General features: G+C 68.1%; 20 protein-coding genes. 1 reads left to right on the forward strand and 19 read right to left on the reverse strand.

The window, feature by feature from the left end:
* Positions 1 to 18: 18 nt before the first annotated feature.
* The 13 genes from ABRP34_RS03905 to pyrR form a co-directional block, all read right to left on the reverse strand.
* A complete protein-coding gene (locus tag ABRP34_RS03905; protein ID WP_353713303.1) occupies positions 19 to 2,106 on the reverse strand; it encodes a primosomal protein N' in 2,088 nt (695 codons plus the stop codon).
* A gap of 114 nt (positions 2,107 to 2,220) precedes the next feature.
* Positions 2,221 to 3,456 carry a methionine adenosyltransferase gene (gene metK / locus ABRP34_RS03910; RefSeq protein ID WP_307103113.1) on the reverse strand — a complete coding sequence of 412 codons (1,236 nt, stop codon included), beginning with the start codon at positions 3,454 to 3,456 and terminating at the stop codon, positions 2,221 to 2,223.
* A 76-nt stretch (positions 3,457 to 3,532) separates the two neighbouring features.
* Positions 3,533 to 4,768, reverse strand: coding sequence for a bifunctional phosphopantothenoylcysteine decarboxylase/phosphopantothenate--cysteine ligase CoaBC (gene coaBC, locus ABRP34_RS03915; protein WP_353712340.1), 1,236 nt, complete (start codon positions 4,766 to 4,768; stop codon positions 3,533 to 3,535).
* 40 nt (positions 4,769 to 4,808) lie between these two features.
* Positions 4,809 to 5,069 (reverse strand): DNA-directed RNA polymerase subunit omega, encoded by a 261-nt coding sequence (gene rpoZ / locus ABRP34_RS03920; RefSeq protein ID WP_003800778.1) that lies wholly within the window; start codon positions 5,067 to 5,069, stop codon positions 4,809 to 4,811.
* A 15-nt stretch (positions 5,070 to 5,084) separates the two neighbouring features.
* The gene (gene gmk / locus ABRP34_RS03925; RefSeq protein WP_353712341.1) at positions 5,085 to 5,681 is read right to left on the reverse strand and encodes a guanylate kinase; all 597 of its coding nucleotides are present in this window, start codon (positions 5,679 to 5,681) and stop codon (positions 5,085 to 5,087) included.
* Between the two features lie 43 nt (positions 5,682 to 5,724).
* Entirely contained in the window at positions 5,725 to 6,048 is a 324-nt protein-coding gene (gene mihF, locus ABRP34_RS03930; protein WP_043418338.1) for an integration host factor, actinobacterial type, read from the reverse strand.
* A 98-nt stretch (positions 6,049 to 6,146) separates the two neighbouring features.
* Positions 6,147 to 7,034: an orotidine-5'-phosphate decarboxylase gene (gene pyrF / locus ABRP34_RS03935; protein WP_353712342.1), complete on the reverse strand. Its 888-nt coding sequence runs from the start codon at positions 7,032 to 7,034 to the stop codon at positions 6,147 to 6,149.
* Positions 7,027 to 10,371 carry a carbamoyl-phosphate synthase large subunit gene (gene carB / locus ABRP34_RS03940; RefSeq protein ID WP_353712343.1) on the reverse strand — a complete coding sequence of 1,115 codons (3,345 nt, stop codon included), beginning with the start codon at positions 10,369 to 10,371 and terminating at the stop codon, positions 7,027 to 7,029. The genes pyrF and carB overlap by 8 nt, the downstream gene beginning before the upstream one ends.
* Positions 10,371 to 11,699 (reverse strand): glutamine-hydrolyzing carbamoyl-phosphate synthase small subunit, encoded by a 1,329-nt coding sequence (gene carA, locus ABRP34_RS03945; RefSeq protein WP_353712344.1) that lies wholly within the window; start codon positions 11,697 to 11,699, stop codon positions 10,371 to 10,373. The genes carB and carA overlap by 1 nt, the downstream gene beginning before the upstream one ends.
* Entirely contained in the window at positions 11,680 to 12,201 is a 522-nt protein-coding gene (locus tag ABRP34_RS03950; protein ID WP_003800761.1) for a hypothetical protein, read from the reverse strand. The genes carA and ABRP34_RS03950 overlap by 20 nt, the downstream gene beginning before the upstream one ends.
* Positions 12,201 to 13,562, reverse strand: coding sequence for a dihydroorotase (locus ABRP34_RS03955; RefSeq protein WP_353712345.1), 1,362 nt, complete (start codon positions 13,560 to 13,562; stop codon positions 12,201 to 12,203). Before ABRP34_RS03955 ends, ABRP34_RS03950 begins: the two co-directional genes overlap by 1 nt.
* Positions 13,562 to 14,557, reverse strand: coding sequence for an aspartate carbamoyltransferase catalytic subunit (locus ABRP34_RS03960; RefSeq protein WP_003800758.1), 996 nt, complete (start codon positions 14,555 to 14,557; stop codon positions 13,562 to 13,564). Before ABRP34_RS03960 ends, ABRP34_RS03955 begins: the two co-directional genes overlap by 1 nt.
* Positions 14,554 to 15,138 (reverse strand): bifunctional pyr operon transcriptional regulator/uracil phosphoribosyltransferase PyrR, encoded by a 585-nt coding sequence (gene pyrR / locus ABRP34_RS03965; protein WP_003800756.1) that lies wholly within the window; start codon positions 15,136 to 15,138, stop codon positions 14,554 to 14,556. The genes ABRP34_RS03960 and pyrR overlap by 4 nt, the downstream gene beginning before the upstream one ends.
* Positions 15,139 to 15,342: 204 nt before the next feature.
* On the opposite strand from pyrR, the gene ABRP34_RS03970 reads away from it, so the two are divergent.
* Positions 15,343 to 16,629: a PrsW family intramembrane metalloprotease gene (locus ABRP34_RS03970; protein ID WP_353712346.1), complete on the forward strand. Its 1,287-nt coding sequence runs from the start codon at positions 15,343 to 15,345 to the stop codon at positions 16,627 to 16,629.
* Positions 16,630 to 16,699: 70 nt separating this feature from the next.
* Here the strand turns inward: ABRP34_RS03970 and nusB are convergent, their stop codons facing one another.
* From nusB to aroC, 6 genes are all read right to left on the reverse strand, one after another.
* Entirely contained in the window at positions 16,700 to 17,110 is a 411-nt protein-coding gene (nusB, locus tag ABRP34_RS03975) for a transcription antitermination factor NusB (protein ID WP_003800750.1), read from the reverse strand.
* The gene (gene efp / locus ABRP34_RS03980) at positions 17,110 to 17,673 is read right to left on the reverse strand and encodes an elongation factor P (protein WP_003800749.1); all 564 of its coding nucleotides are present in this window, start codon (positions 17,671 to 17,673) and stop codon (positions 17,110 to 17,112) included. The genes nusB and efp overlap by 1 nt, the downstream gene beginning before the upstream one ends.
* 189 nt (positions 17,674 to 17,862) lie before the next feature.
* Positions 17,863 to 18,381, reverse strand: coding sequence for a hypothetical protein (locus ABRP34_RS03985; protein ID WP_003800747.1), 519 nt, complete (start codon positions 18,379 to 18,381; stop codon positions 17,863 to 17,865).
* Positions 18,381 to 19,469, reverse strand: a complete 1,089-nt coding sequence (aroB, locus tag ABRP34_RS03990) for a 3-dehydroquinate synthase (protein WP_003800745.1) — start codon at positions 19,467 to 19,469, stop codon at positions 18,381 to 18,383. Before aroB ends, ABRP34_RS03985 begins: the two co-directional genes overlap by 1 nt.
* The gene (locus ABRP34_RS03995) at positions 19,466 to 20,047 is read right to left on the reverse strand and encodes a shikimate kinase (protein WP_175304974.1); all 582 of its coding nucleotides are present in this window, start codon (positions 20,045 to 20,047) and stop codon (positions 19,466 to 19,468) included. Before ABRP34_RS03995 ends, aroB begins: the two co-directional genes overlap by 4 nt.
* A 59-nt stretch (positions 20,048 to 20,106) precedes the next feature.
* A complete protein-coding gene (gene aroC, locus ABRP34_RS04000) occupies positions 20,107 to 21,306 on the reverse strand; it encodes a chorismate synthase (RefSeq protein ID WP_353712347.1) in 1,200 nt (399 codons plus the stop codon).
* Positions 21,307 to 21,309 lie beyond the last annotated feature (3 nt).

Genomic DNA, 21,309 nt, shown 5'->3' on the forward strand with positions numbered 1-21,309 from the left:
GGCACCAACGCGTTGGCGTCAGAGCACGTCCACCCCGTCGAGCCGCAGCTGCACCGGGTCCTCCGTGCGCTTCGCCGCGCCTGCCGCCTTCGCGGCCCGCAGCACCCTCGTCACGGTGGCGGCTTGCGCGTACGGAATGAACAGCAGCGTGCGCACATCCTCGCTATCCGTCCTTGCTGTCTGCAGCAGCGGCGCCGGGCCCGCAACGCGCAGCTCCACGCCCTCGGCGGCGAGAAGCTTTGTGGCCGAGGCGGTGAAATGCCCGACGGCGGTGCTGCCGCCGGTGACGGCGGCTACCCGCACCGCCGGGGGAAGCTGCAGCTCGGCGCGCAGCCCCAGCTCACGCCGGGCATAACCGGCCGGGTCCCACCGAAGAAGCGCGCCGACGGCGGCGGTGTCGTCGGCGGTGATGACGACGATCCCGCCGTCAGCGAAAGGCCGGACGAGGGCAGCGGCGTTGAACCAGCGGCGTACGGCGTCCTCGCCCGCGCGCAGGTTCTCCCGGCGCAGCAGCGAGTCACCGTCGAGCAGCAGCGCCGCAGCATATCCGCCCGGAGCCACGGGCTCGGCGCCCACCGTGGCCACCACCAGCGCACAGGCATCCGGCACCGTGGCCTTGACGTTCTGGCCGGAGGACGTGACCACGGGCTTGCCTGGAAACGCGCGGCCCAGCTCCTCGGCCGTACGGAGCACGCCGGCCGCACCACGCCGCAGCCGGGTGCCGTTACAGTGCCCGCAGCGCCACTCCGGTGCCGGCGTCGAACACCACCGGCATTGGGGAACAGCGGCGCTGCCCGCGATGGCGAGCGGCCCCTGGCAGGACGGGCAGCGCGCCGGTTCCCGGCAGGTTTCGCATGCCAGCGACGGCGCATATCCGGCACGGGCAACCTGCACCAGGACCGGGCCGCGTTCCAGCGCTTCCTTGGCGGTGCGCCACGCTGCGCCGGGCAGCCTTGCCAACCGGGCGAGCGGGTCGCGCTCCTGCTCAAAGCTGTCGGCGGTGTTGAGGACCCGGGGAACCGTGCGGCGCAGCACCGTGCGTTCGGCTTCCACGGGCATCGCCCAGCCGGCGTCCACCAGCCGCTGCACCTCGGTGCTGCGCGCGTGCCCTGCCAGCAGGCAGGCAGCCCCCTCCTGCTCGGCACGGAGCAGCAGCACCTCGCGGCTGTGGGCGTACGGGGAACGTTGTTCGACGTGGAGGTCGTCGCCGTCGTCCCAGCACACCACGAGTCCAAGGTTCTGTACCGGGGCGTAGGCCGCCGAACGCGTGCCCACGGCGACGCCCGCGGATCCCTTGAGGACTCTGAGGTAGTTGCGGTACCTGGGTGACTGGCCGTCGTCGGCCGTCAGCCGGGCAACGTCATCGGCGGGCAGGATGTCCTCGAGGGCAGCCTGGACGCGGTCCAGGTCGCGGTAGTCGGGAACGACGACGACGGCGCCGCGTCCGGAGGCCCGCACCGCCGCCACTGCCTCCGCGACGAGCCGCGGCCAGCCGTCCGGGCCAAACCCCTGCAGCGCACTGAGGGCGGCCCGGGGTGAGCCTCCGGACGCAAGATGGCGGAGGAAGGCGGCGCCGTTGCGGTAGGCGGTCCAACCGGAGCCGGACAGGTCATGATCCGCCGCGGGAGGCCCGGCCGGCTCGGCGCCGGCAAGCTCCTTCTCCACCTTGACCACCCGCGGCGGGATAGCCACGCGGAGGACGTCGCTGACGGTGCCCGCGTAGCGTGCGGCCACGCGCCCGGCGAGTTCCTGCAGGGGCATGGTCAGGACGGCGACCGGCGAGACGACCTTGTGCAGCGGGACGAGGGGCTGGCCGGCGTCGGACTCCTCAACCCGGTCCAGGATGTAGCCGCCGAGTTCCTGGCCGCTGAACTTCACGCGGACGCGGACGCCCGGCTGGGCGTCCTCATCCAGTTCAGCGGGCACGCTGTAGTCGAACGGCCGGTCCAGGTGCGGCAGCGGCGACTCGATGAGCACGCGCGCCACCGGACGGTCGGCGGCCAGCGGCGGGCCGCCGGCCGGCCTGGCCGTGGCCGGAAACCCCTGCAGCAATGACAGCTGCTGCGGCTCCGGCGCTGTCTGCGCAGACCCGGGGTGCGCAGACATGCTCTTCGAAGACATGCTGTTCGACGACATGGCGCCTTACCTCCGTCCTGGCTTAGTCATCAGCCAATCACACGGGTCTGACATTCCCGGTGCTGATGGCCGCGGACGGACGGCTCAGGCGTTGAAGTAGGCCTTCAGGTCGTCGACGCGGTCCAGGCGCTCCCAGGTGAAGTCCGGATCATCCCGGCCGAAGTGGCCGTGGGCGGCCGTCTTGGCGTAGATGGGACGCTTGAGATCCAGGGCGTCGATGATGGCCCGGGGGCGCAGATCGAAAATCTCCGCAATCGCGGCGCTGATCTTCGCCGGGTCCACGGTCTCGGTCCCGAATGTCTCGACGTAGGTTCCCACCGGGCGGGCCTGGCCGATCGCGTAGGCGATCTGGATTTCGGCGCGCTTGGCGAGTCCCGCCGCCACCACATTCTTGGCAACCCAGCGCATGGCGTACGCTGCGGAGCGGTCCACCTTGGACGGGTCCTTGCCGGAGAAGGCACCGCCGCCGTGGCGGGCCATTCCACCGTAGGTGTCCACGATGATCTTGCGGCCAGTGAGGCCCGCGTCGCCCACCGGGCCGCCGATCACGAAGGCGCCGGCCGGGTTGAGGATGTTGACCGTGCGGGAAATGTCCAGGTCCGCGAGGGCAAGAACGGGGTCGATGACGTGCGTCGCGAGGTCGGCGCGCAGCTGGTCCAGGCTGAAGCCGTCGGCGTGCTGGCTGGAGATCACGATGGTTTCCACCGAAACCGGCCGGTCGCCGTCGTACCCGATGGTGGCCTGGGTCTTGCCGTCCGGGCGGAGGTAGGAGAGTTCGCCGTTCTTGCGGACCTCGGTGAGGCGCTCCGAGAGGCGGTGCGCGATCCAGATCGGCGTGGGCATGTAGGAGGGGGTCTCGTCGCTGGCGTAGCCGAACATCAGGCCCTGGTCGCCGGCGCCCTGCAGGTCGTAGTCGTCCTCCTGGCGGCCTTCGCGGGCTTCCAGGGAATTGAAGACGCCGCCGGCGATGTCGTTGGACTGCTGGCCGATGGACACGGAAACGCCGCAGCGCGCGCCGTCGAAGCCATTGGCGGAGGAGTCGTAGCCGATGCCCAGGATGGTCTCGCGGACGATCTGCGGGATTTCGACATACGCGTCGGTGGTCACTTCGCCGGCGACGTGGACCAGGCCGGTGGTGGCCATGGTCTCGACGGCGACGCGGGACTCGGGGTCTTTGTCCAGCAGGGCGTCCAGGATCGCATCACTGATCTGGTCACAGATCTTGTCCGGGTGCCCTTCAGTGACCGACTCCGAGGTGAAGAGCCGAAGCGCGGCGGGCGTGGACCCGTGGGATTCTGGAATGTGCAGCGGTAAAGTCACTCAACTACCTTACTGGTTGGCAAACGGAGGGGCGGCAGCGTGTGTCCCCATGCTAAGGAGACGTTGCTTACGCCCGTCAGGTTCGCGGAAAGACCCGGCTCAGTTCGGAGCCGATGCGGTCAATGACGATGGCGGCGACGTCCTGCTTGGAGCCGGACGCCGATTGCGGCTCGGAACCGGCCCGCGAGAGGATCACCACGGAGTTGTGGTCCTGGCCGAACACCTTGTCAGCGCCGACGTGGTTCACCACGAGCAGGTCGCAGCCCTTGCGCTTCAGCTTGGCCTCTGCGTAGGACAGCACATCACCGTGTTCATCACCCGTTTCGGCGGCAAAGCCCACCACGAGCTGGCTGCTGCCCGCGGAGTCACGGACCGCGACGAGCTCGTGCAGGATGTCGGGGTTGCGGACCAGCGTGATCACGGGGTCGGCGGTGTCGTCCCGCTTCTTGATCTTGCTTCCGGAGACCTCCGCCGGCCGGAAGTCGGCCACCGCCGCAGCCATGATGACGACGTCGGAATCGGCTGCCGCTGCCAGCATGACTTCGCGGAGCTGCAGGGCCGTTTCGACGGCGATGAGTTCGACGCCCGCCGGGACTGGCACTTCCATGTGGGCGGCCACGAGCCGCACGGCGGCTCCGGCGTCGCGGGCGGCGGCGGCCAGTGCCACGCCCTGTTTGCCGGAGGAACGGTTGCCCAGGAACCGGACGGGGTCCAGGGGCTCCCGGGTGCCGCCGGCGCTGATGGTCACGGTGCGGCCGGCCAGCGGGAGATGCGCCGGAACGCCTGTGTCCTGCATCAGGGCGATGGCGGCGTCGAAGATGGCTTCGGGCTCGGGCAGCCGGCCGGGGCCGGAGTCACTGCCGGTCAGCCGTCCGCTGGCTGGTTCCAGGACCGTCACGCCCCGGCTGCGCAGAGTTTCGACGTTGGCCTGGGTGGCCGCATGCTGCCACATCTCGGTATGCATGGCCGGGGCGAACAGCACCGGGCCGCTCGCCATGAGAAGCGTGTTGGTGAGCAGGTCATTGGCCTGGCCGGTGGCGGCACGGGCCAGGAGATCGGCAGTGGCGGGGGCCACCACGATCAGGTCTGCCTCGTGGCCGAGCCGGACGTGCTTCACCTGGTCAACGTCGTCGAACACGCTGTTGGTCACCGGGTTACCGGACAGCGCCTCCCAGGTGGCCACGCCGACAAAGCGGGTGGCTGCTTCTGTGGGAATGACGGTGACGTCATGGCCGGCTTCAGTAAAAAGCCGGAGGAGCGATGCCACCTTGTAGGCGGCGATCCCTCCCCCGACTCCGAGGACTATGCGCACGTGAACTCCGTCAGCAGGCAGTCTGTTTACTCTGCGGTTGTTACTCTGCAGCTTCGATCGGCGTGGAAACCAGCTTGCCTTCGTTGATCTCGCGCAGGGCGATGGACAGCGACTTCTCGTTCAGCTTGGTGTCAACCAGCGGGCCGACGTACTCGAAGAGCCCCTCGTGCAGCTGTGCGTAGTAGGCGTTGATCTGGCGTGCACGCTTGGCACCGAAGATCACCAGGCCGTACTTGGAATCGGCTGCCTCGAGCAGCGAGTCGATCGGCGGGTTGATGATGCCTTCAAGGTTCGTGGACACGAATTCTCCAAATTTCTAGCGGGCTGATGGCGTCTGCGGCTGGCGCGGGTGCGGGGTCAGCCCCATGAGTGAAACAAGCTCGTCCGCTGCCCGGCGGACGTCGTCATTGATGACGGTGTGGTCGAACTCCGGTTCAGCAGCAAGCTCTACTTTACCGGTTTCCAGCCGGCGCTGCTGTTCCTCGGCGGATTCCGTCCCGCGGCCCACCAGCCGGCGGACCAGTTCTTCCCAGCTGGGCGGTGCCAGGAACACGAACTGGGCATCCGGAAGCGCCTGCTTCACCTGGCGTGCCCCCTGCAGGTCGATCTCCAGCAGCACGGAGCGGCCCTCGGCGATCGCCTGGTTGACGGTGCTCTTCAGGGTTCCGTACGTGTTCTGTCCGTGCACCACGGCCCACTCCAGGAATTCGCCGGCGGCCACGAGGGACTCGAACTCTTCCTTGGACTTGAAGTAGTAGTGCACGCCGTCGATCTCACCGGGCCGCGGGGCCCGGGTGGTGGCCGAAACGGACAGCCAGACTTCGGGGTAGTTGTCGCGGATATAGGTGGACACGGTGCCTTTGCCAACAGCCGTAGGACCAGCGAGGACTGTCAGTCCGGGTTTGTTGCTCACGTATTCCTTTGGGCGGTCTGCAGATGAATCTGTTCGGATAAAGCTATTTCTCGTTCATAAAATCTACCAGCGCCCGGCGCTGGTGAATGCCCAGCCCACGGACCCTGCGGGACGCGGCGATGCCGAGGCTGTCCATGATGGCCGCGGCCCGGACCTTCCCGATCCCCGGCAGTGCCTCGAGCAGTTCCGAAACGCGCATGCGCGCTATGGCTTCCTCGGTGCCGCCGGAGTCCAGGATCTGGGCCACGGTCAGTTCTCCGGATTTGAGCCGTTCCTTGGCCGAGGCCCTGGCAGCCCTTGCCGCCGCGGCCTTCCTGAGTGCGTCGGAACGTTCCTGCGGTGACAAGGGTCGCAAGCTCACGGTCATTTCCCCTGGGGTTAGCCAACGGATCCGCGGCCGGCGGCGTTGGAGCAGCCACGGATTTGTCCTGAACCTACTCCCTGCCGGCCGGAGAAATCAATGGACTATTCGGAGCGGAGTCCGGCGAGGGTGCGCTGCGCCGCCTCTGTCAGCTCCCGGACGCCGGGGCCGGCCTTGAGGATGTCGCGGCTGGAGGTTCCCAGGACCTGGGGGTAGGCGGCGCCGAACGTCCTCCGCAGGTCAGCCGGTGTGGCCCCCTGGGCGCCCAGGCCCGGCGCGAGGATCGGGCCGCGGACGGCGCCCAGATCCAGCTGCAGGTCGGCCAGGGCCGTGCCCACGGTGGCTCCCACCACAAGGCCCACCGAACCCAGGGGCCCGGAGTAGCGTTCGTTCTCCGCGGCTGCGGCCTCAACAATCCGGCGCGCCACGGAATCGCTGCCGCCCACGTGCTGCACAGAGGCGCCCTCCGGGTTGGAGGTCAGGGCCAGGACGAACACGCCCCGGCCGTGCTCGGCAGCCAGATCCAGGGCCGGCCGGAGGGACTCGAAGCCCAGGTACGGGCTCAGTGTCACGGAATCCGCGGCGAGGGCAGAGCCGTCACGGAGCCAGGCGTCGGCGTACGCGGCCATGGTGGACCCGATGTCGCCGCGCTTGGCGTCGGCGATGGTCAGCACCCCTTCGTCCCGTGCAACGGCAAGAACTTCTTCCAGCACGGCCATGCCGGCCGAACCGTGGCGTTCGTAGAGCGCCACCTGCGGCTTGACCGCGGCAGCGAGCGAAGCCACTGCCTCCAGGGCGGTGAGCGAGAAGCGCCTGAGGCCGGCGGCGTCGTCGTCCAGTCCCCAGCTCTTGAGCAGGGCGGGGTGCGGGTCTATGCCGACACACAGCGGACCGCGGTCCGCCATGGCCCGGCCCAGCCGGGAGCCGAACGACTCCCGGCCGGCGCCTGCGGCAATGTTCTCGCCCGCGGACGTGTTCCCTGACTCAGGCATTCTGCGCTGCCGGGCTCTGCGCGGCTGCCTTCTGCAGCGCTGCCTCCTGCGAGGCAACGAGCGCCGCGGCGTGCTCCTGCAGGCTGGTCACGGACCAGGCGTAGGTGCGCAGTGCCTCGATGGCCTGGACGGCGGCGTTGAACTCGGCCACCGTGGTGATGCAGGGGATGCCGATGGACGTGGCGGCGGCACGGAGTTCGTACCCGTCGCTGCGGGCCTCGCCGCCGGACGGGGTGTTGAACACCATGTCGATTTCGCCGGCAATCACGAGGTCGGCGATGGTGCCTTCACCCTCGGCGCTGCTGCCCTCGGCCACCTTGCGCACCGGGGTGGCCTGGATGCCGTTGCGGCGCAGGACGTCGGCCGTGCCGCCGGTGGAGACGATCTCGAAGCCGAGGTCGGAGAGGCGCTTGACACCCATGATCACCGAGCGCTTGTCCCGGTTGGCCACGGAGACGAAGATCTTGCCTTCGGTGGGCAGCGCGTTATTGGCGGCCGCCTGGCTCTTGGCGAAGGCGGTGTCGAAGTGCTTGTCGATGCCCATGACCTCGCCGGTGGAGCGCATCTCCGGTCCGAGCAGCGAGTCCACGACCTTGCCTTCCGGGGTGCGGAAGCGGCTGAACGGCAGGACCGCCTCCTTGACGGAGACGGGCGCGTCCAGCGGCAGCGTGGAGCCGTCGCCGGTTTCCGGCAGCATCTTGTAGGCACTGCGGAGCTGGCCGATGGTCACGCCGGTGCCGATCAGTGCGGCGGCCTTGGCCATCTGCACGCCGGTGGCCTTGGAGACGAACGGCACGGTCCGGGAGGCGCGCGGGTTGGCTTCCAGGACGTACAGGACGTCGGAGGCCAGCGCGAACTGGATGTTGATGAGCCCGCGGACGCCCACACCCTCGGCGATGGCCCGGGTGGCGGTGCGGACGCGTTCCAAGACGTTGTTGCCCAGGGTGATGGGCGGCAGGACGCACGCGGAGTCGCCGGAGTGAACGCCGGCCTCCTCGATGTGCTCCATGATGCCGCCCAGGTACATGTCGGTGCCGTCGAAGAGGGCGTCGACGTCGATCTCCACCGCGTCCTCGAGGAACCGGTCGATCAGCACCGGGTGCTCGGCGGTGATCTCGGTGGCGTTGGCGATGTAGCGCGACAGGTTCGGCTCGTCGTAGACGATCTCCATGCCGCGGCCGCCCAGGACGTAGGACGGGCGGACCAGGACGGGATAGCCGATTTCGTCGGCGATCGTCTTGGCGTCCTCGAAGGAAACGGCGGTGCCGTTCTTCGGGGACACCAGGCCGGCCTCATCCAGCACGCGGGCGAAGGCGCCGCGGTGCTCGGCGAGGTCGATCGCCTCGGGTGAGGTGCCCAGGATGGGCACCCCGGCGTCGGCCAGCTGCTGGGCCAGCTTCAGCGGGGTCTGGCCGCCGAGCTGCACGAAGACGCCCATCACGCCGCCGGTGCGTTCCTCGGCGGCGATGACCTCGAGGACGTCCTCAAGGGTCAGCGGCTCGAAGTACAGCCGGGTGGAGATGTCGTAGTCGGTGGAGACGGTTTCCGGGTTGCAGTTGACCATGACCGTCTCGTAGCCGGCCTTGCGCAGCGCCATGGAGGCGTGGACGCAGGAGTAGTCGAACTCGATGCCCTGGCCGATGCGGTTGGGACCGGAGCCGAGGATGAGGATGGACGGCTTGGAGTGCAGCGCAACCTCGTCCTCCTCGTCGTAGGCCGAGTAGTGGTACGGCGTGTAGGCGGCGAACTCCGCGGCGCAGGTGTCCACGGTCTTGTAGACGGGGCGGATGCCCAGGGCCTGGCGGACCCCGCGGACCACGGCCTCGGAGTTGTGGGTCAGCGAGCCGATCTGCTCGTCGGAGAAGCCATGCCGCTTGGCGCGGCGGAGCATGTCCTCCGTCAGGGCGCCGGAGCGGCGGATCTCGTGGGAGATCTCGTTAAGCAGCTGGAGCTGGTCCAGGAACCAGGGGTCGATCTTCGTGGCCTCATGGAGTTCCTCCACGCTGGCGCCGCCGAGCAGGGCGCGCTGCACCTGGTGCAGGCGTTCCGTCGTCGGGCGCTTGGCCTTCTCGATGAGCTCCGGCACTTCCCATTCGGGGACCGAGCTGAAGTCCAGCTGCGAGCCCTTCTGTTCGAGGGAGCGCAGGGCCTTCTGGAGGGCTTCGGTGAAGTTGCGGCCCATGGCCATGGCTTCGCCCACCGACTTCATGGTGGTGGTGAGGGTGGGGTCGGCGGCCGGGAACTTCTCGAACGCGAACCGCGGAACCTTGACCACCACGTAGTCGAGCGTGGGCTCGAAGGAGGCGGGGGTCTTCTGCGTGATGTCGTTCGGAATCTCGTCCAGGGTGTAGCCGAGCGAGAGCTTGGTGGCGATCTTGGCGATCGCGAAGCCCGTGGCCTTGGACGCCAGCGCCGAGGAGCGGGACACACGCGGGTTCATTTCGATGACCACGACGCGGCCGGTCGCGGGATCGATGGCGAACTGGATGTTGCAGCCGCCGGTGTCGACGCCGACTTCACGGATGACCGCGATGGAGATGTCGCGCAGCCGCTGGTATTCGCGGTCGGTGAGGGTCAGTGCCGGGGCAACGGTGATGGAGTCGCCGGTGTGCACGCCCACGGGATCGAAGTTCTCGATGGAACAGACGACAACGACGTTGTCGTTCTTGTCCCGCATCATCTCGAGCTCGTATTCCTTCCAGCCCAGGATGCTCTCTTCGAGCAGCACCTCGCTGGTGGGGCTGTACTGCAGGCCCTGGCCGACGATCCGGCGCAGGTCCTCTTCGTTGTAGGCAAGGCCGGAACCGAGGCCGCCCATGGTGAAGGAGGGGCGGACCACCATGGGGTAGCCGAGGTCGTCGGCTGCCTTCAGGGCCTCGTCCATGGTGTGGATGATGTGGCTGCGGGCGGATTCGGCGCCGCAGCGCTCCACGACGCCCTTGAACTTCTCGCGGTCCTCGCCGAGCTCGATCGCGGCGATGTTCGCGCCGATCAGTTCCACGTTGTACTTCTCCAGCACACCGTTCTTGTCCAGCGCGATGGCGGTGTTCAGTGCCGTCTGGCCGCCCAGGGTGGGCAGCACGGCGTCCGGGCGCTCCTTGGCGATGATCTTCTCCACCACCTCGGGGGTGATGGGCTCGATGTAGGTGGCGTCGGCGAACTCCGGGTCGGTCATGATGGTGGCCGGGTTGGAGTTGACGAGGATGACGCGCAGGCCTTCCTCCTTGAGGACGCGAAGGGCCTGCGTGCCGGAGTAGTCGAATTCGGCGGCCTGGCCGATGACGATCGGGCCGGAACCGATGACCAGGACGCTCTTAAGGTCAGTTCTCTTGGGCATTACTTCTTGTCCTCAGTCTTGTTGTCAGTCGTGTTCGGCTCGGCGGCCTGGTTTTGAAGGGCACCGTTTTGCTGCGCCTCTGCGGGGTGCTGGGCGTCCACGGGTTCCTTGGACAGGTTGGCGCTGCGGCCGTCGGTGTTTGACTTAGTGTCTTCCATCAGCTCGATGAAACGGTCGAAGAGGTAAGCGGCGTCGTGCGGGCCGGCAGCGGCTTCGGGGTGGTACTGGACAGAGAAGGCCGGGATGTCCAGGCAGGCCAGGCCCTCCACGACCTCGTCGTTCAGGCTGACGTGGCTGACCTCGACCCGCCCGTAGCGCTCTTCCGGCGCGTTGGTGGGGCCGTCCAGCGGTGCGTCGACGGCGAATCCGTGGTTCTGCGAGGTGATCTCCACCTTGCCCGTGCGGCGGTCCATGACGGGCTGGTTGATGCCACGGTGGCCGTAGCGCAGCTTGTAGGTGCCGAAGCCGAGGGCGCGGCCCAGGATCTGGTTGCCGAAGCAGATGCCGAAGTACGGGAGCTTCTCGTCCAGGACGGTACGGAGCAGCTTGACCTGGTTGTCGGCGGTGGCGGGGTCTCCGGGGCCGTTGGACATGAAGAAGCCGTCCGGGCTGACGGCCTTGACGTCGTCGATGGTGGCCGTGGCGGGCAGCACGTGCACGCGGACGCCGCGCTCGGCGAAGCGCACCGGCGTCATGGCCTTGATGCCGAGGTCGATCGCCGCGATGCTCAAGCGCGCGTCGCCGTCCCAGCCGTGGTCCTTGGGCTCCACTACGTAGGCTTCATCGATGCTGACTTCCTCGGCAAGCCGGGCGCCCTCCATCGGCTCACTGGCGAGCACGGCCTCGACGAGTTCCTTGTCGGTGGCCTTGGCCGCCTCGCCCGAGAAGATGCCGGCGCGCATGGTCTTGTGCTCGCGCAGGTGGCGGGTGATGGCCCGGGTGTCCACGCCCTGGATGCCGACGATGCCCTGCTCGACGAGTTCGGAGTCGAGGCTGCGCTCCGAGCGCCAGTTGGACGGACGGCGGGCAGCGTCACGGACGATGTAGCCGGCCACCCAGATGCGGCGGGATTCGGCGTCCTCGCTGTTCACCCCGGTGTTGCCGATGTGCGGTGCCGTCTGCACCACCAGCTGGCGTGCGTAGGACGGGTCCGTAATGGTCTCCTGGTACCCGGTCATGCCGGTGGCGAAGACCGCTTCACCCAGGGCGGTGCCCTGCGCGCCGTAGCTGCGGCCGCGGAAGATGCGGCCGTCTTCGAGCACCAGGACGGCGGGGGCGGAGCTTGTTGTGTTGTTGTCCGTCACTTTATTACTTTCCACTATGGGCACCTGCCTGAGGGCCTGGGGAGATCATTTCCTGAAGTTGTTGAAGGATGGCCGGCTTGTCCGCGGCGCGGCGGGTGCGGAAGCCGGTGTCCAGGGCGTGGGTTCCGAGCATCCAGCTGACGATCAGCAGCCCGTCCTTTTCCACGAATTTACCGGCCATGCCGCTGTCCTGCCGGACGCCGGCCAAAGTGGCCGCAGGGATGAACAGCGGACCGGCGCCGGAGCGGTCCAGAAGCACGCCCTCCGGATGGATGGAAAGCTGCGCGTTGGTGCGGATGCCGAGTCCGTGCACGGCGATCCTGTCCAGCCAGTCACCCGCGGTGGTGGAAGCCACATACTGGCCCTCCGCCGAGAGCAGCGGTTCGCCCAGCCCGGCAGGAACCGCGGGCAGCGCCTCGATCCCGGTTTGCCGCCGGAGCCGGTTGCGCCAGCCCAGCCACATCAGGCCAAGGGCGACGGCGACAAGCACCGCCGTGATCAGCCCGGCGAGGAGTTCCTTTTCCATCAGTTCGCACCTGCGGCGCCGGCAAGCGGCGCTTCGGTGGGGTAGCGGTAGGGCGTGTTGAGCTTGCCGTCCAGGACCGTGGGGTGGCCCCTGAAGAACGTGGCCACCACCTTGCCGGGGAGTTCCATGCCGCGGAACGGCGAGTTGCGTCCCATGGTTGCCATCGCGGAGGGATCCACGGTCCAGCGCGCGGCCGGATCCACGAGGACGATGTTGGCGGGTTCACCCTTTTCGAGCGGCCGGCCCTGGTCCGTAAGCCGTCCGATGCCGGCCGGTGCGGTGGAGGTGACCCTGGCAAAGTCGGCCCAGGTCATGAGGCCGGTCTCGATCATGGCGTGCTGGACCACGGACAGGGCGGTTTCCAGCCCCGTCATGCCCATGGCCGCCTGCGCCCACTCGCATTCCTTGTGCTCGCTCGGGTGCGGGGCGTGGTCGGTGCCGACGACGTCGATGGTGCCGTCCGCGAGGGCGGCGCGCAGGGCCTGGACGTCGTCGTTGGTGCGCAGCGGCGGGTTGACCTTGTAGACGGGGTCGTAGCTGCGGACCAGGTCATCGGTGAGCAGCAGGTGGTGCGGCGTCACTTCGGCGGTGACGTTGATGCCGCGGCCCTTGGCCCAGCGGATGATCTCCACCGACCCCGCGGTGGAGACGTGGCAGACGTGGAGCCGGGAGCCCACGTGCTGGGCCAGCAGGACGTCGCGGGCGATGATGCTTTCCTCGGCCACTGCCGGCCAGCCGGTCAGGCCGAGGACAGCGGACACTTCGCCTTCGTTCATCTGGGCACCGGCGGTGAGGCGCGGTTCCTGCGCGTGCTGGGCCACGACGCCGTCGAACGCCTTGACGTACTCGAGGGCGCGGCGCATCAGGACCGGATCGTGGACGCAGATGCCGTCGTCGGAGAACATGCGGACCTGGGCGCGGGAATCGGCCATCGCGCCGAGCTCGGCAAGCTGTTCGCCGGCCAGCCCCACGGTGACGGCGCCCACCGGGCGGACGTCCACCCAGCCGGCGGACCGGCCCAGGCTGTAGACCTGTTCCACCACACCGGCGGTGTCAGCCACCGGGGTGCTGTTGGCCATGGCGTGCACGGCAGTGAAGCCGCCGAGCGCTGCGGCGCGCGTGCCGGTTTCCACCGTTTCGGCGTCTTCGCGGCCCGGTTCACGGAGGTGGGTGTGGACGTCCACCATGCCCGGCAGGGCGACGAGGCCGTCGGCGTCGATCACCGTGGCGCCGTCCGCTGCGTCTGTCGTCGACAGATCGGAGCCCCGGGCCGTGATCACGCCGTCGCGGATGAGCAGGTCCTCGCGGTCGCCGCCAAGGATCGCGGCGCCCCGGATAAGGTACGTGGTTTCGTCAGCCATCAGTTGCTCTCCTTCAGGGTGGTGGCTGGTTCACGGGTATCCCCGGAGAGCAGCAGGTACAGGGCGGCCATGCGGATCGACACGCCGTTCTTGACCTGTGCGAGCACGGTGGAACGGGGCGAATCGGCGGCGGCCGCGGAAATTTCCAGGCCCCGGTTCATGGGTCCGGGGTGCATGATGATGGTGTCCTTCAGGCCCAGCCTGTCCAGCGCGCGGAGCCTGTTGTCGTCGAAGCCCCAACGGCGGGAGTACTCCCGGGTGGACGGGAAGAACGAGGCGTTCATCCGCTCGCCCTGGACGCGGAGCATCATGACCGCGTCGACGCCCTTTTCCAGCGTCTCGTCCATGTCGTAGCTGATGCTGCAGGGCCACTGTTCGACGCCGATGGGCAGCAGTGTGGGCGGCGCCACCAGGGTGACATCGGCGCCGAGCGTGCGCAGCAGCCAGACGTTGGACCGCGCCACGCGGGAGTGCAGGACATCGCCGGCGATGGCGACGCGCATGCCGCGCAGGTCCGCCCCCGTGGAGGGCAGGCCGGAGAGCCTGGTCCAGTGCCGCCGCATGGTGAAAGCGTCCAGCAGTGCCTGGGTGGGGTGTTCGTGGGTGCCGTCGCCGGCGTTGATGACGGCGGCGTCGATCCAGTCGGTGGCCGCCAGCCGGTGCGGGGCACCGGAGGCCCAGTGGCGGATGACGACGGCGTCGGCCCCCATGGCGGACAGCGTCTGGGCGGTGTCCTTGAGGGACTCGCCCTTGGAGACCGATGATCCCTTGGCGGCGAAGTTGATGACGTCCGCCGAGAGCCGCTTGGCAGCGGCTTCAAAGGAAATGCGGGTCCTGGTGGAGTCCTCGAAGAAGAGGTTCACCACGGTCCGACCGCGCAGGGCGGGAAGCTTCTTGACCTCGCGCTCCCCCACGGTCGACATCTCTTCGGCGGTGTCGAGGATGCGGACGGCGTTGGCCAGGCTGAGGTCTTCGGTGGAGAGCAGGTGCTTCATGCGCCGCCCTCGATTACCACTTCGTTTACTGCCTGGCCGTCGACGGCATCGGTCTCCTCGAGCCGGACCCGGACCTTTTCGGCGGAGGAGGTGGGAAGGTTCTTGCCCACGTGGTCGGCGCGGATGGGAAGTTCGCGGTGGCCCCGGTCAATCAGGACAGCCAGGCGGACAATGCGCGGCCGGCCGAGGTCCACCAGCGCGTCCAGGGCGGCGCGGATGGTCCGGCCGGAGTAGAGGACGTCGTCGATCAGCACAACGACCTTGTTGTCGATGCCCGTCAGCGGCAGCTGCGTGTGGTGCGGTGGCCTCGTGGGCTGGGAGGAGAGATCGTCCCGGAACATGGTGACGTCCAGCTGGCCGACGATGGCGCTGGCGTCCACGGCGGGATCGGCGGCGGCGATTTTTTGGGCGAGCCGGACGGCAAGCGGGTAGCCGCGGCGGGGAATGCCCAGCAGCACCAGGTCCTGGGAGCCCTTGTTGGCCTCGAGGATTTCATGGGCGATACGAGTGAGGGCACGGTCAATGTCCGCCTGGTTGAGAACAACCCTGGCCGGAACCGGTGCCTGCGTGACAGGAGTCATCGCTCGTCTCCCCTTTCCCCGCCTCACGGGACGGAATTAAAAAAGGAACATTTGCCTTCCAAAATTACCACACGGCCGCCTGCCCCCGGCCCCGCCAGAAGGCGTCGTCCGTCACACCATGGGGCCCAGCGGTTTGTTGCGCTCCCCCGGCGCCGCCAGCCCCTGTGCTTTGTTGCCTCCCCCGCGGCACATAGGCTCATATCTATGTCGATCAACCCGCAGCAGCCGTCCTCCGGCCCGGGCCGGAACAGCTCAGCCTGGAACCGCTCCGGCGGTCCCGGGCGCCAGTTCCCGGACCAGCCAGCGAATCCCAGCTGGATGGGCCACGTCCAGCCGCAGAACTACCGGCCGGCGCCCGGGCACAGCGGCGGCGCCGTGCACCAGGTCATCCCGGAGGCAGCGTCCACCGTGGCCGCCCGCCCGGGGGCAGGGACCCTGGGCCTCGTCGTGGGCGGCGGGATACTCGCGTTCGTCAGCCTGTTCCTTGTGGTGCCGTTCCTCCTGGCGAGTACCGGCGTCACCGGTTTCGTCATCGGGTTTGTTGCCTCACTGATCCCGCTGGCGGCGGTGCTGTCCGCCGTGGCCGTCATTGACCGGTGGGAACCCGAGCCGAAGCGCCTGCTGCTGTTTGCCTTCACCTGGGGCGCAGCCGTATCCATTGCCGTGACGCTGCTCATCCAGCCGGTCTTCGCCCTCGCGGCCCCGGCCACTGATGAGGCGGCCTTCCGCGATTTCATGACCACCGTGCAGGCACCGGTGGTGGAGGAGTTCGCGAAGTCCCTGGGCCTGCTGCTGCTTCTCCTGTTCGCCCGGCGCAACTTTGACGGCCCCGTCGATGGCGTGGTGTTTGCCTTCACCATTGCCGGCGGCTTCGCGTTCACGGAGAACATTCTCTACTTCGGCCGGGCCATCGCCGAGTCGGGCACGCCCGGCAGCGACCTTGTGCAGATCTTCTTCCTGCGCGGGGTGATGTCGCCGTTCGCACACGCCATCTTCACCGGAACCACGGGCCTGGTCATGGGCCTGGCGGCGCGGCGCTGGCACTCGGGCGTCTCGGTGCTCGCGTTCTTCGTGGGCCTGGTTCCGGCCATGGTCCTGCACAACAGGTGGAACAGCATGGGACAGGACTTCCTGGCCCAGTACGTGCTGGTGCAGGTTCCCATCTTCCTGCTCGCCGTGGTGTGCATCGTGGTGCTGCGGGTCGCGGAAACGCGCCTCACCCGGCAGCGTCTCCAGGAGTACGCCGCAGCCGGGTGGTTCGCGCCGGCCGAGGTGGAGCTGCTGTCCACCCCCGGAGGCCGCCGGCAGGCCGTGCGTTGGGCGGGGGCGTACAACCGGGGCCACGAGATGAAGGAGTTCGTCAAGGCGGCGACGCGCCTGGCCTTCACCCGGCAGCGGATCCTCAGCGGCAGGGATGTGCCGCTGCACCAGCAGGACGAGGTGCAGCAGCTGCGCCACCTGACCGCGCTGCGGGCCGCCGTTCAGCAGTAGGTTGGAGGCCGTTTGCGCAGAAAGCCCCTGCCGGGGTAACCCGGCAGGGGCTTTCTGCGTACGGCTCAGCTCAGGCGAGCAGGGAAGGCTTCAGCTGCTGAAGGCGCCCCAGGAGGCCGTTGATGAACGACGGCGACTCGTCGGTGGAGAGCGTCTTGGCCAAAGCGACGGCTTCGCTGACGGCGACGCCGTCGGGAACGTCGTCGTTGTAGAGAAGCTCCCAGGTGCCGATCCGCAGGATGATGCGGTCCACGGACGGCATGCGCTCCAGGGTCCAGCCCTGTGAGTAGGTCTCCAGGAATTCGTCGATGGTGGCCTGCATCGACACCACGCCTTCGACGATCTCGAGGGTGTACGGATTGACGATCTGGTCGGTCCTCTCGCGGCGCGCACGCAGCACGTCGAATGCCGAGACAGAGCGCTGCTCGGCTTCGAAGAGGACCTCAAGAGCCCTGTTGCGGGCTTTACCGCGGGCGCTCACTAGTCGTTGACCCGGCCCAGGTAGCTGCCGTCGCGGGTGTCGACCTTGACCTTGGTGTTGTTCTCAACGAACAGCGGCACCTGGATCTCGTAGCCCGTCTCCAGGGTGGCGGGCTTGGTGCCGGCGGAGGAGCGGTCGCCCTGCAGGCCCGGCTCGGTGTAGGTGATTTCGAGGACAACGCTCGGCGGCAGCTCGATGTACAGCGGGGTGCCTTCGTGGATGGCGATGTTGACCATCTGGTTTTCCAGCATGAAGTTGGTGGCGTCGCCCACGGTGGCACCGGAAACGGTGATCTGGTCGTAGTCCGAGGTGTCCATGAAGACGAAGTCCGCGCCGTCCTGGTACAGGTACTGGTAGTCGCGGCGGTCCACGGTGGCGGTCTCGATCTTGAGGCCTGCGTTGAAGGTCTTGTCCACTACCTTGCCGGACATGACGTTGCGCATCTTGGTGCGCACGAAGGCGCCGCCCTTGCCCGGCTTGACGTGCTGGAACTCGATGACGTTCCAGAGCTGGCCCTCGAGCTTCAGGACGGTCCCGTTCTTGATGTCGTTTGTGGTTGCCACTGGTTTCCTCTGGTTGTGTCTGACTGGTTCTGGCTGCCAGCTGGTTTATGCCAAGCAGGCATGCCGAACGGCGCGCCAGCGTGTGTTTATCAAAAATCCAGAAACTATTCTAGCGGAAAAGGCCGGCACGCTTTTCGGGCGCTCCGGCGGTACGGCCGGAGGACCGCTCCGGCGCAGCCGGAAGACCCGTCAGGAGGCCAGTTCGAAGACGTCCCGTGCCCGCTGCAGCGCCACCGTTGAGGAGTAGATAAGCGCAGCGTCGGCGGACTGCGCCACCCGGAGATCGAGCGCCCTGGCAAAGGATTCCACCGCGGCGCCGATGTTTCCCGCGGCAAAGTACGCCCGGCCAAGGTACTGGTGGGCGAGGGCTTCGTTGGCCGTGCCGTGCGCCTCGGTCAGGAGCTGCCGGAAGAGCTCGACGGCGCGGTCGTAGCGGTGGGAGACGCGCAGAACATCCGCTTCATAGGCCCGGAGCCGGAACGACTCGGGGTCCCGGTAGCGGGCCTCTGCCAGTACTTCGGCGGCGTCGGCGGCACGTCCCTCGACGAGCAGCACAAGCACCTGCTCGGCGGGGTCGGTGGATGCCTCAAGCGCGGCGGCGCACGTCTCTTCGCTGATAATTTCAGGAAGCAGCGATTCGGGATTGACCCGGATCCCCGGGAATCCGCCGTCGGGCCATTCAATCGTTCCGGTCTGGTCGTCGCGCATCAGGAAGCAATCTCCTGGTAGGCGGCGAAGAGCAGGGAGGTATCGGGCACGTCCAGGATCCCCGGCTTGGCGATCCCGTCCAGGACCACGAAGCGGAGCAGGTCGCCGCGGGACTTTTTGTCGCGGCGCATGCCGTCCAGGAGGCCCTGCCAGCGGTCGCGCCGGTACGTGACGGGCAACCCGAGGGATTCGAGGATGCTGCGGTGCCGGTCGGCGTCGGCGTCGCTGAGCCGGCCCACGCTGCGGGACAGCTCGGCCGCGAACATCATGCCCACCGAGACGGCAGCGCCGTGCCGCCAGGAGTAGCGTTCCACGAGTTCGATGGCGTGGCCCAGGGTGTGGCCGTAGTTCAGGATTTCCCGGAGTCCGGATTCCTTGAGGTCCTCCGAGACGACGCGGGCTTTGACGGCGATGGCGCGTTCGATGAGTTCGCGCAGGACGTCGGAGCCTGGATCGGTCACAGCCTCGGGATCCTTCTCCACGAGGTCCAGGATGGCGGGGTCGGCAATGAAGCCGCATTTAATGACCTCGGCCATGCCGGAGATGATCTCGTTGCGGGGCAGGGTCTTGAGCGTGTCCAGGTCCGTGAGGACAGCCGCGGGCGGGTGGAAGGACCCAACCAGGTTCTTGCCTTCGGCCGTGTTGATCCCTGTCTTGCCGCCCACGGCGGCGTCGACCATGCCGAGGAGGCTGGTGGGCATGTGGATGACCTTGACCCCGCGCAGCCAGGTGGCGGCCACGAAGCCGGCAAGGTCGGTGACGGCTCCGCCGCCGACGGAGACCACGGCATCGGAGCGGGTGAAATCGTTCTGGCCCAGCACCTGCCAGCAGAAGGCGGCAACCTGGATGTGCTTGCCTTCCTCGGCGTCGGGGATTTCAGCGGTGACGGCGGTGAAGCCGGCAGCGGCCAGTTCATCCCGGACGGTGTCGCCGGTGAGCCTGAGGGCCCGCGGGTGGATGACGAGGACACGGCGGACGCGCTCCCCCAGCAGTCCCGGCAGGGTGCCGAGCAGGCCGCGGCCAACTACGACGTCGTAGTTGTCCCCGGCCGACTGGCCGGTGACCTTGATGACAGTTGATTCGGTCACTTTTCAACTTCCTGTTTCGCGGCAGCACTTCCGTTGGCTGCCGTCGTCGCGGTTTTGTTGATCTCGCGGGTGGTGGTTTCGTGCGGTTTGCCGGCGGCGAAATCGCACAGTGCCGCTTCCAGCTTCAGGCCCAACTGCGGCACGGTTCCCTGCCGGACGTCCAGCACGATGTCCGCGAGGCGTTCGTAGACCGGCTTCCGGGTGGCGAACAGCGCCTTCCAGCGCCGGATGCCGTCACCGGCCAGCAGCGGCCGGCCGGAATTCTTGGCGATGCGCGCGGCGACGGTATCGGCGTCGCACTCCAGGTAGACCACCGTGCACCGCTCCAGCAGCTGCTGCGTGCCGGAGTCCAGGACCGACCCGCCGCCGAGGGAAACCACGGTGGCGGTGCCGGCCGCGGCCTCGATGATGCGGGCCACCGTCCGGGCTTCGATCTCCCGGAAGGCACGTTCGCCGCGGCTGGCAAAGATGTCCGCGATGGAACCGTGGCCCTCCACGATGACCGCGTCGGTGTCCACGAACGGGGCGTCCAGCTGTTGCGCCAGCTGCTGCCCGATCGCCGATTTGCCGACCGCCATGGGCCCAATGAGCACAATGGGGCGGTCCCCTGCGGCGCAGGGTGTATTGCTCCGGGGCACTAGAGTCCGATCGTATCCAGCGACGCCGGAATGCTCTCGAGGTAGCCCTTGATGTTCCGGGCAGTCTCGACCACGGAGTCGCCGCCGAACTTTTCGGTCACGGCCTCGGCCAGGACCAGCGCGACCATGGCCTCGGCCACCACGCCGGCGGCCGGAACCGCACAGACGTCCGAGCGCTGGTGGTGGGCCTTGGCCGCCTCGCCGGTGCTGATGTCGATGGTCTTCAGGGCGCGCGGCACGGTGGCGATGGGCTTCATGGCAGCCCTGACGCGCAGGACGTCGCCGATGCTCATGCCGCCTTCGATGCCGCCGGCGCGGTTGCTGGTGCGGATGATCCTGCCGTCAGCGTCCTTGACGATTTCGTCGTGGGCGGCGGACCCGCGGCGCGCGGCGGTGAGGAAACCGTCGCCCACCTCAACGCCCTTGATGGCCTGGATGCCCATGAGGGCGGCGGCCAGGCGGGAATCCAGGCGGCGGTCCCAGTGGACGTAGCTGCCGAGTCCCGGGGGCAGGCCGTAGGCGAGCACCTCCACCACGCCGCCGAGGGTTTCGCCTTCCTTGTGGGCGGCGTCCACCTCCGCAACCATGGCGTCGGACGTTTCGCGGTCAAAGCAGCGCAGGGGATCGGCGTCGAGCGCGATCACGTTGTCCGGCAGCGGCAGCGGCCGGCCCTCCGGAACGGTGACGCTGGCGATGGAGACTGTGTGGCTGACCAGCTCAATGCCCAGGTGCTTCAGGAACTGGGCGGCGACCGTGCCCATGGCAACGCGCGTGGCGGTCTCGCGGGCGCTGGCGCGCTCAAGCACGGGACGGGCCTCGTCGAAGCCGTACTTCTGCATGCCGGTGAAGTCGGCGTGTCCGGGGCGCGGCCGGGTCAGCGGGGCGTTCCGGGCCTGGCCTGCGAGTTCCTCGGGGTCCACCGGATCGGCTGACATGATCTGTTCCCACTTGGGCCATTCGGTGTTGCCCACCTGGATGGCGACGGGGCCGCCCTGGGTGATGCCGTGGCGGACACCGCCGAGGATGGTTACGACGTCCTGCTCAAACTTCATCCGCGCCCCGCGGCCGTAGCCGAGCCGCCGGCGGGCAAGGGCATCGGCGATCTGCCCGCTGGTGAGTTCAACACCTGCGGGGACGCCTTCAATTATTCCGACCAGTGCCGGGCCATGGGATTCACCGGCGGTCAACCAACGCAACATAAA

Source organism: Arthrobacter sp. K5 (assembly GCF_040448525.1).
Lineage (GTDB): Bacteria > Actinomycetota > Actinomycetes > Actinomycetales > Micrococcaceae > Arthrobacter > Arthrobacter globiformis.

Bases quoted from the DNA above. Each gene is read 5' to 3' on its own strand.
- ABRP34_RS03905 (WP_353713303.1), bottom strand. From the start codon at position 2,106: ATGTCTGCGCACCCCGGGTCTGCGCAGACAGCGCCGGAGCCGCAGCAG.
- mihF (WP_043418338.1), bottom strand. From the start codon at position 6,048: ATGACCGTGAGCTTGCGACCCTTGTCACCGCAGGAACGTTCCGACGCA.
- pyrF (WP_353712342.1), bottom strand. From the start codon at position 7,034: ATGCCTGAGTCAGGGAACACGTCCGCGGGCGAGAACATTGCCGCAGGC.
- carB (WP_353712343.1), bottom strand. From the start codon at position 10,371: ATGCCCAAGAGAACTGACCTTAAGAGCGTCCTGGTCATCGGTTCCGGC.
- ABRP34_RS03950 (WP_003800761.1), bottom strand. From the start codon at position 12,201: ATGGAAAAGGAACTCCTCGCCGGGCTGATCACGGCGGTGCTTGTCGCC.
- ABRP34_RS03955 (WP_353712345.1), bottom strand. From the start codon at position 13,562: ATGGCTGACGAAACCACGTACCTTATCCGGGGCGCCGCGATCCTTGGC.
- ABRP34_RS03960 (WP_003800758.1), bottom strand. From the start codon at position 14,557: ATGAAGCACCTGCTCTCCACCGAAGACCTCAGCCTGGCCAACGCCGTC.
- pyrR (WP_003800756.1), bottom strand. From the start codon at position 15,138: ATGACTCCTGTCACGCAGGCACCGGTTCCGGCCAGGGTTGTTCTCAAC.
- ABRP34_RS03970 (WP_353712346.1), top strand. From the start codon at position 15,343: ATGTCGATCAACCCGCAGCAGCCGTCCTCCGGCCCGGGCCGGAACAGC.
- ABRP34_RS03985 (WP_003800747.1), bottom strand. From the start codon at position 18,381: ATGCGCGACGACCAGACCGGAACGATTGAATGGCCCGACGGCGGATTC.
- ABRP34_RS03995 (WP_175304974.1), bottom strand. From the start codon at position 20,047: ATGGCGGTCGGCAAATCGGCGATCGGGCAGCAGCTGGCGCAACAGCTG.
- aroC (WP_353712347.1), bottom strand. From the start codon at position 21,306: ATGTTGCGTTGGTTGACCGCCGGTGAATCCCATGGCCCGGCACTGGTC.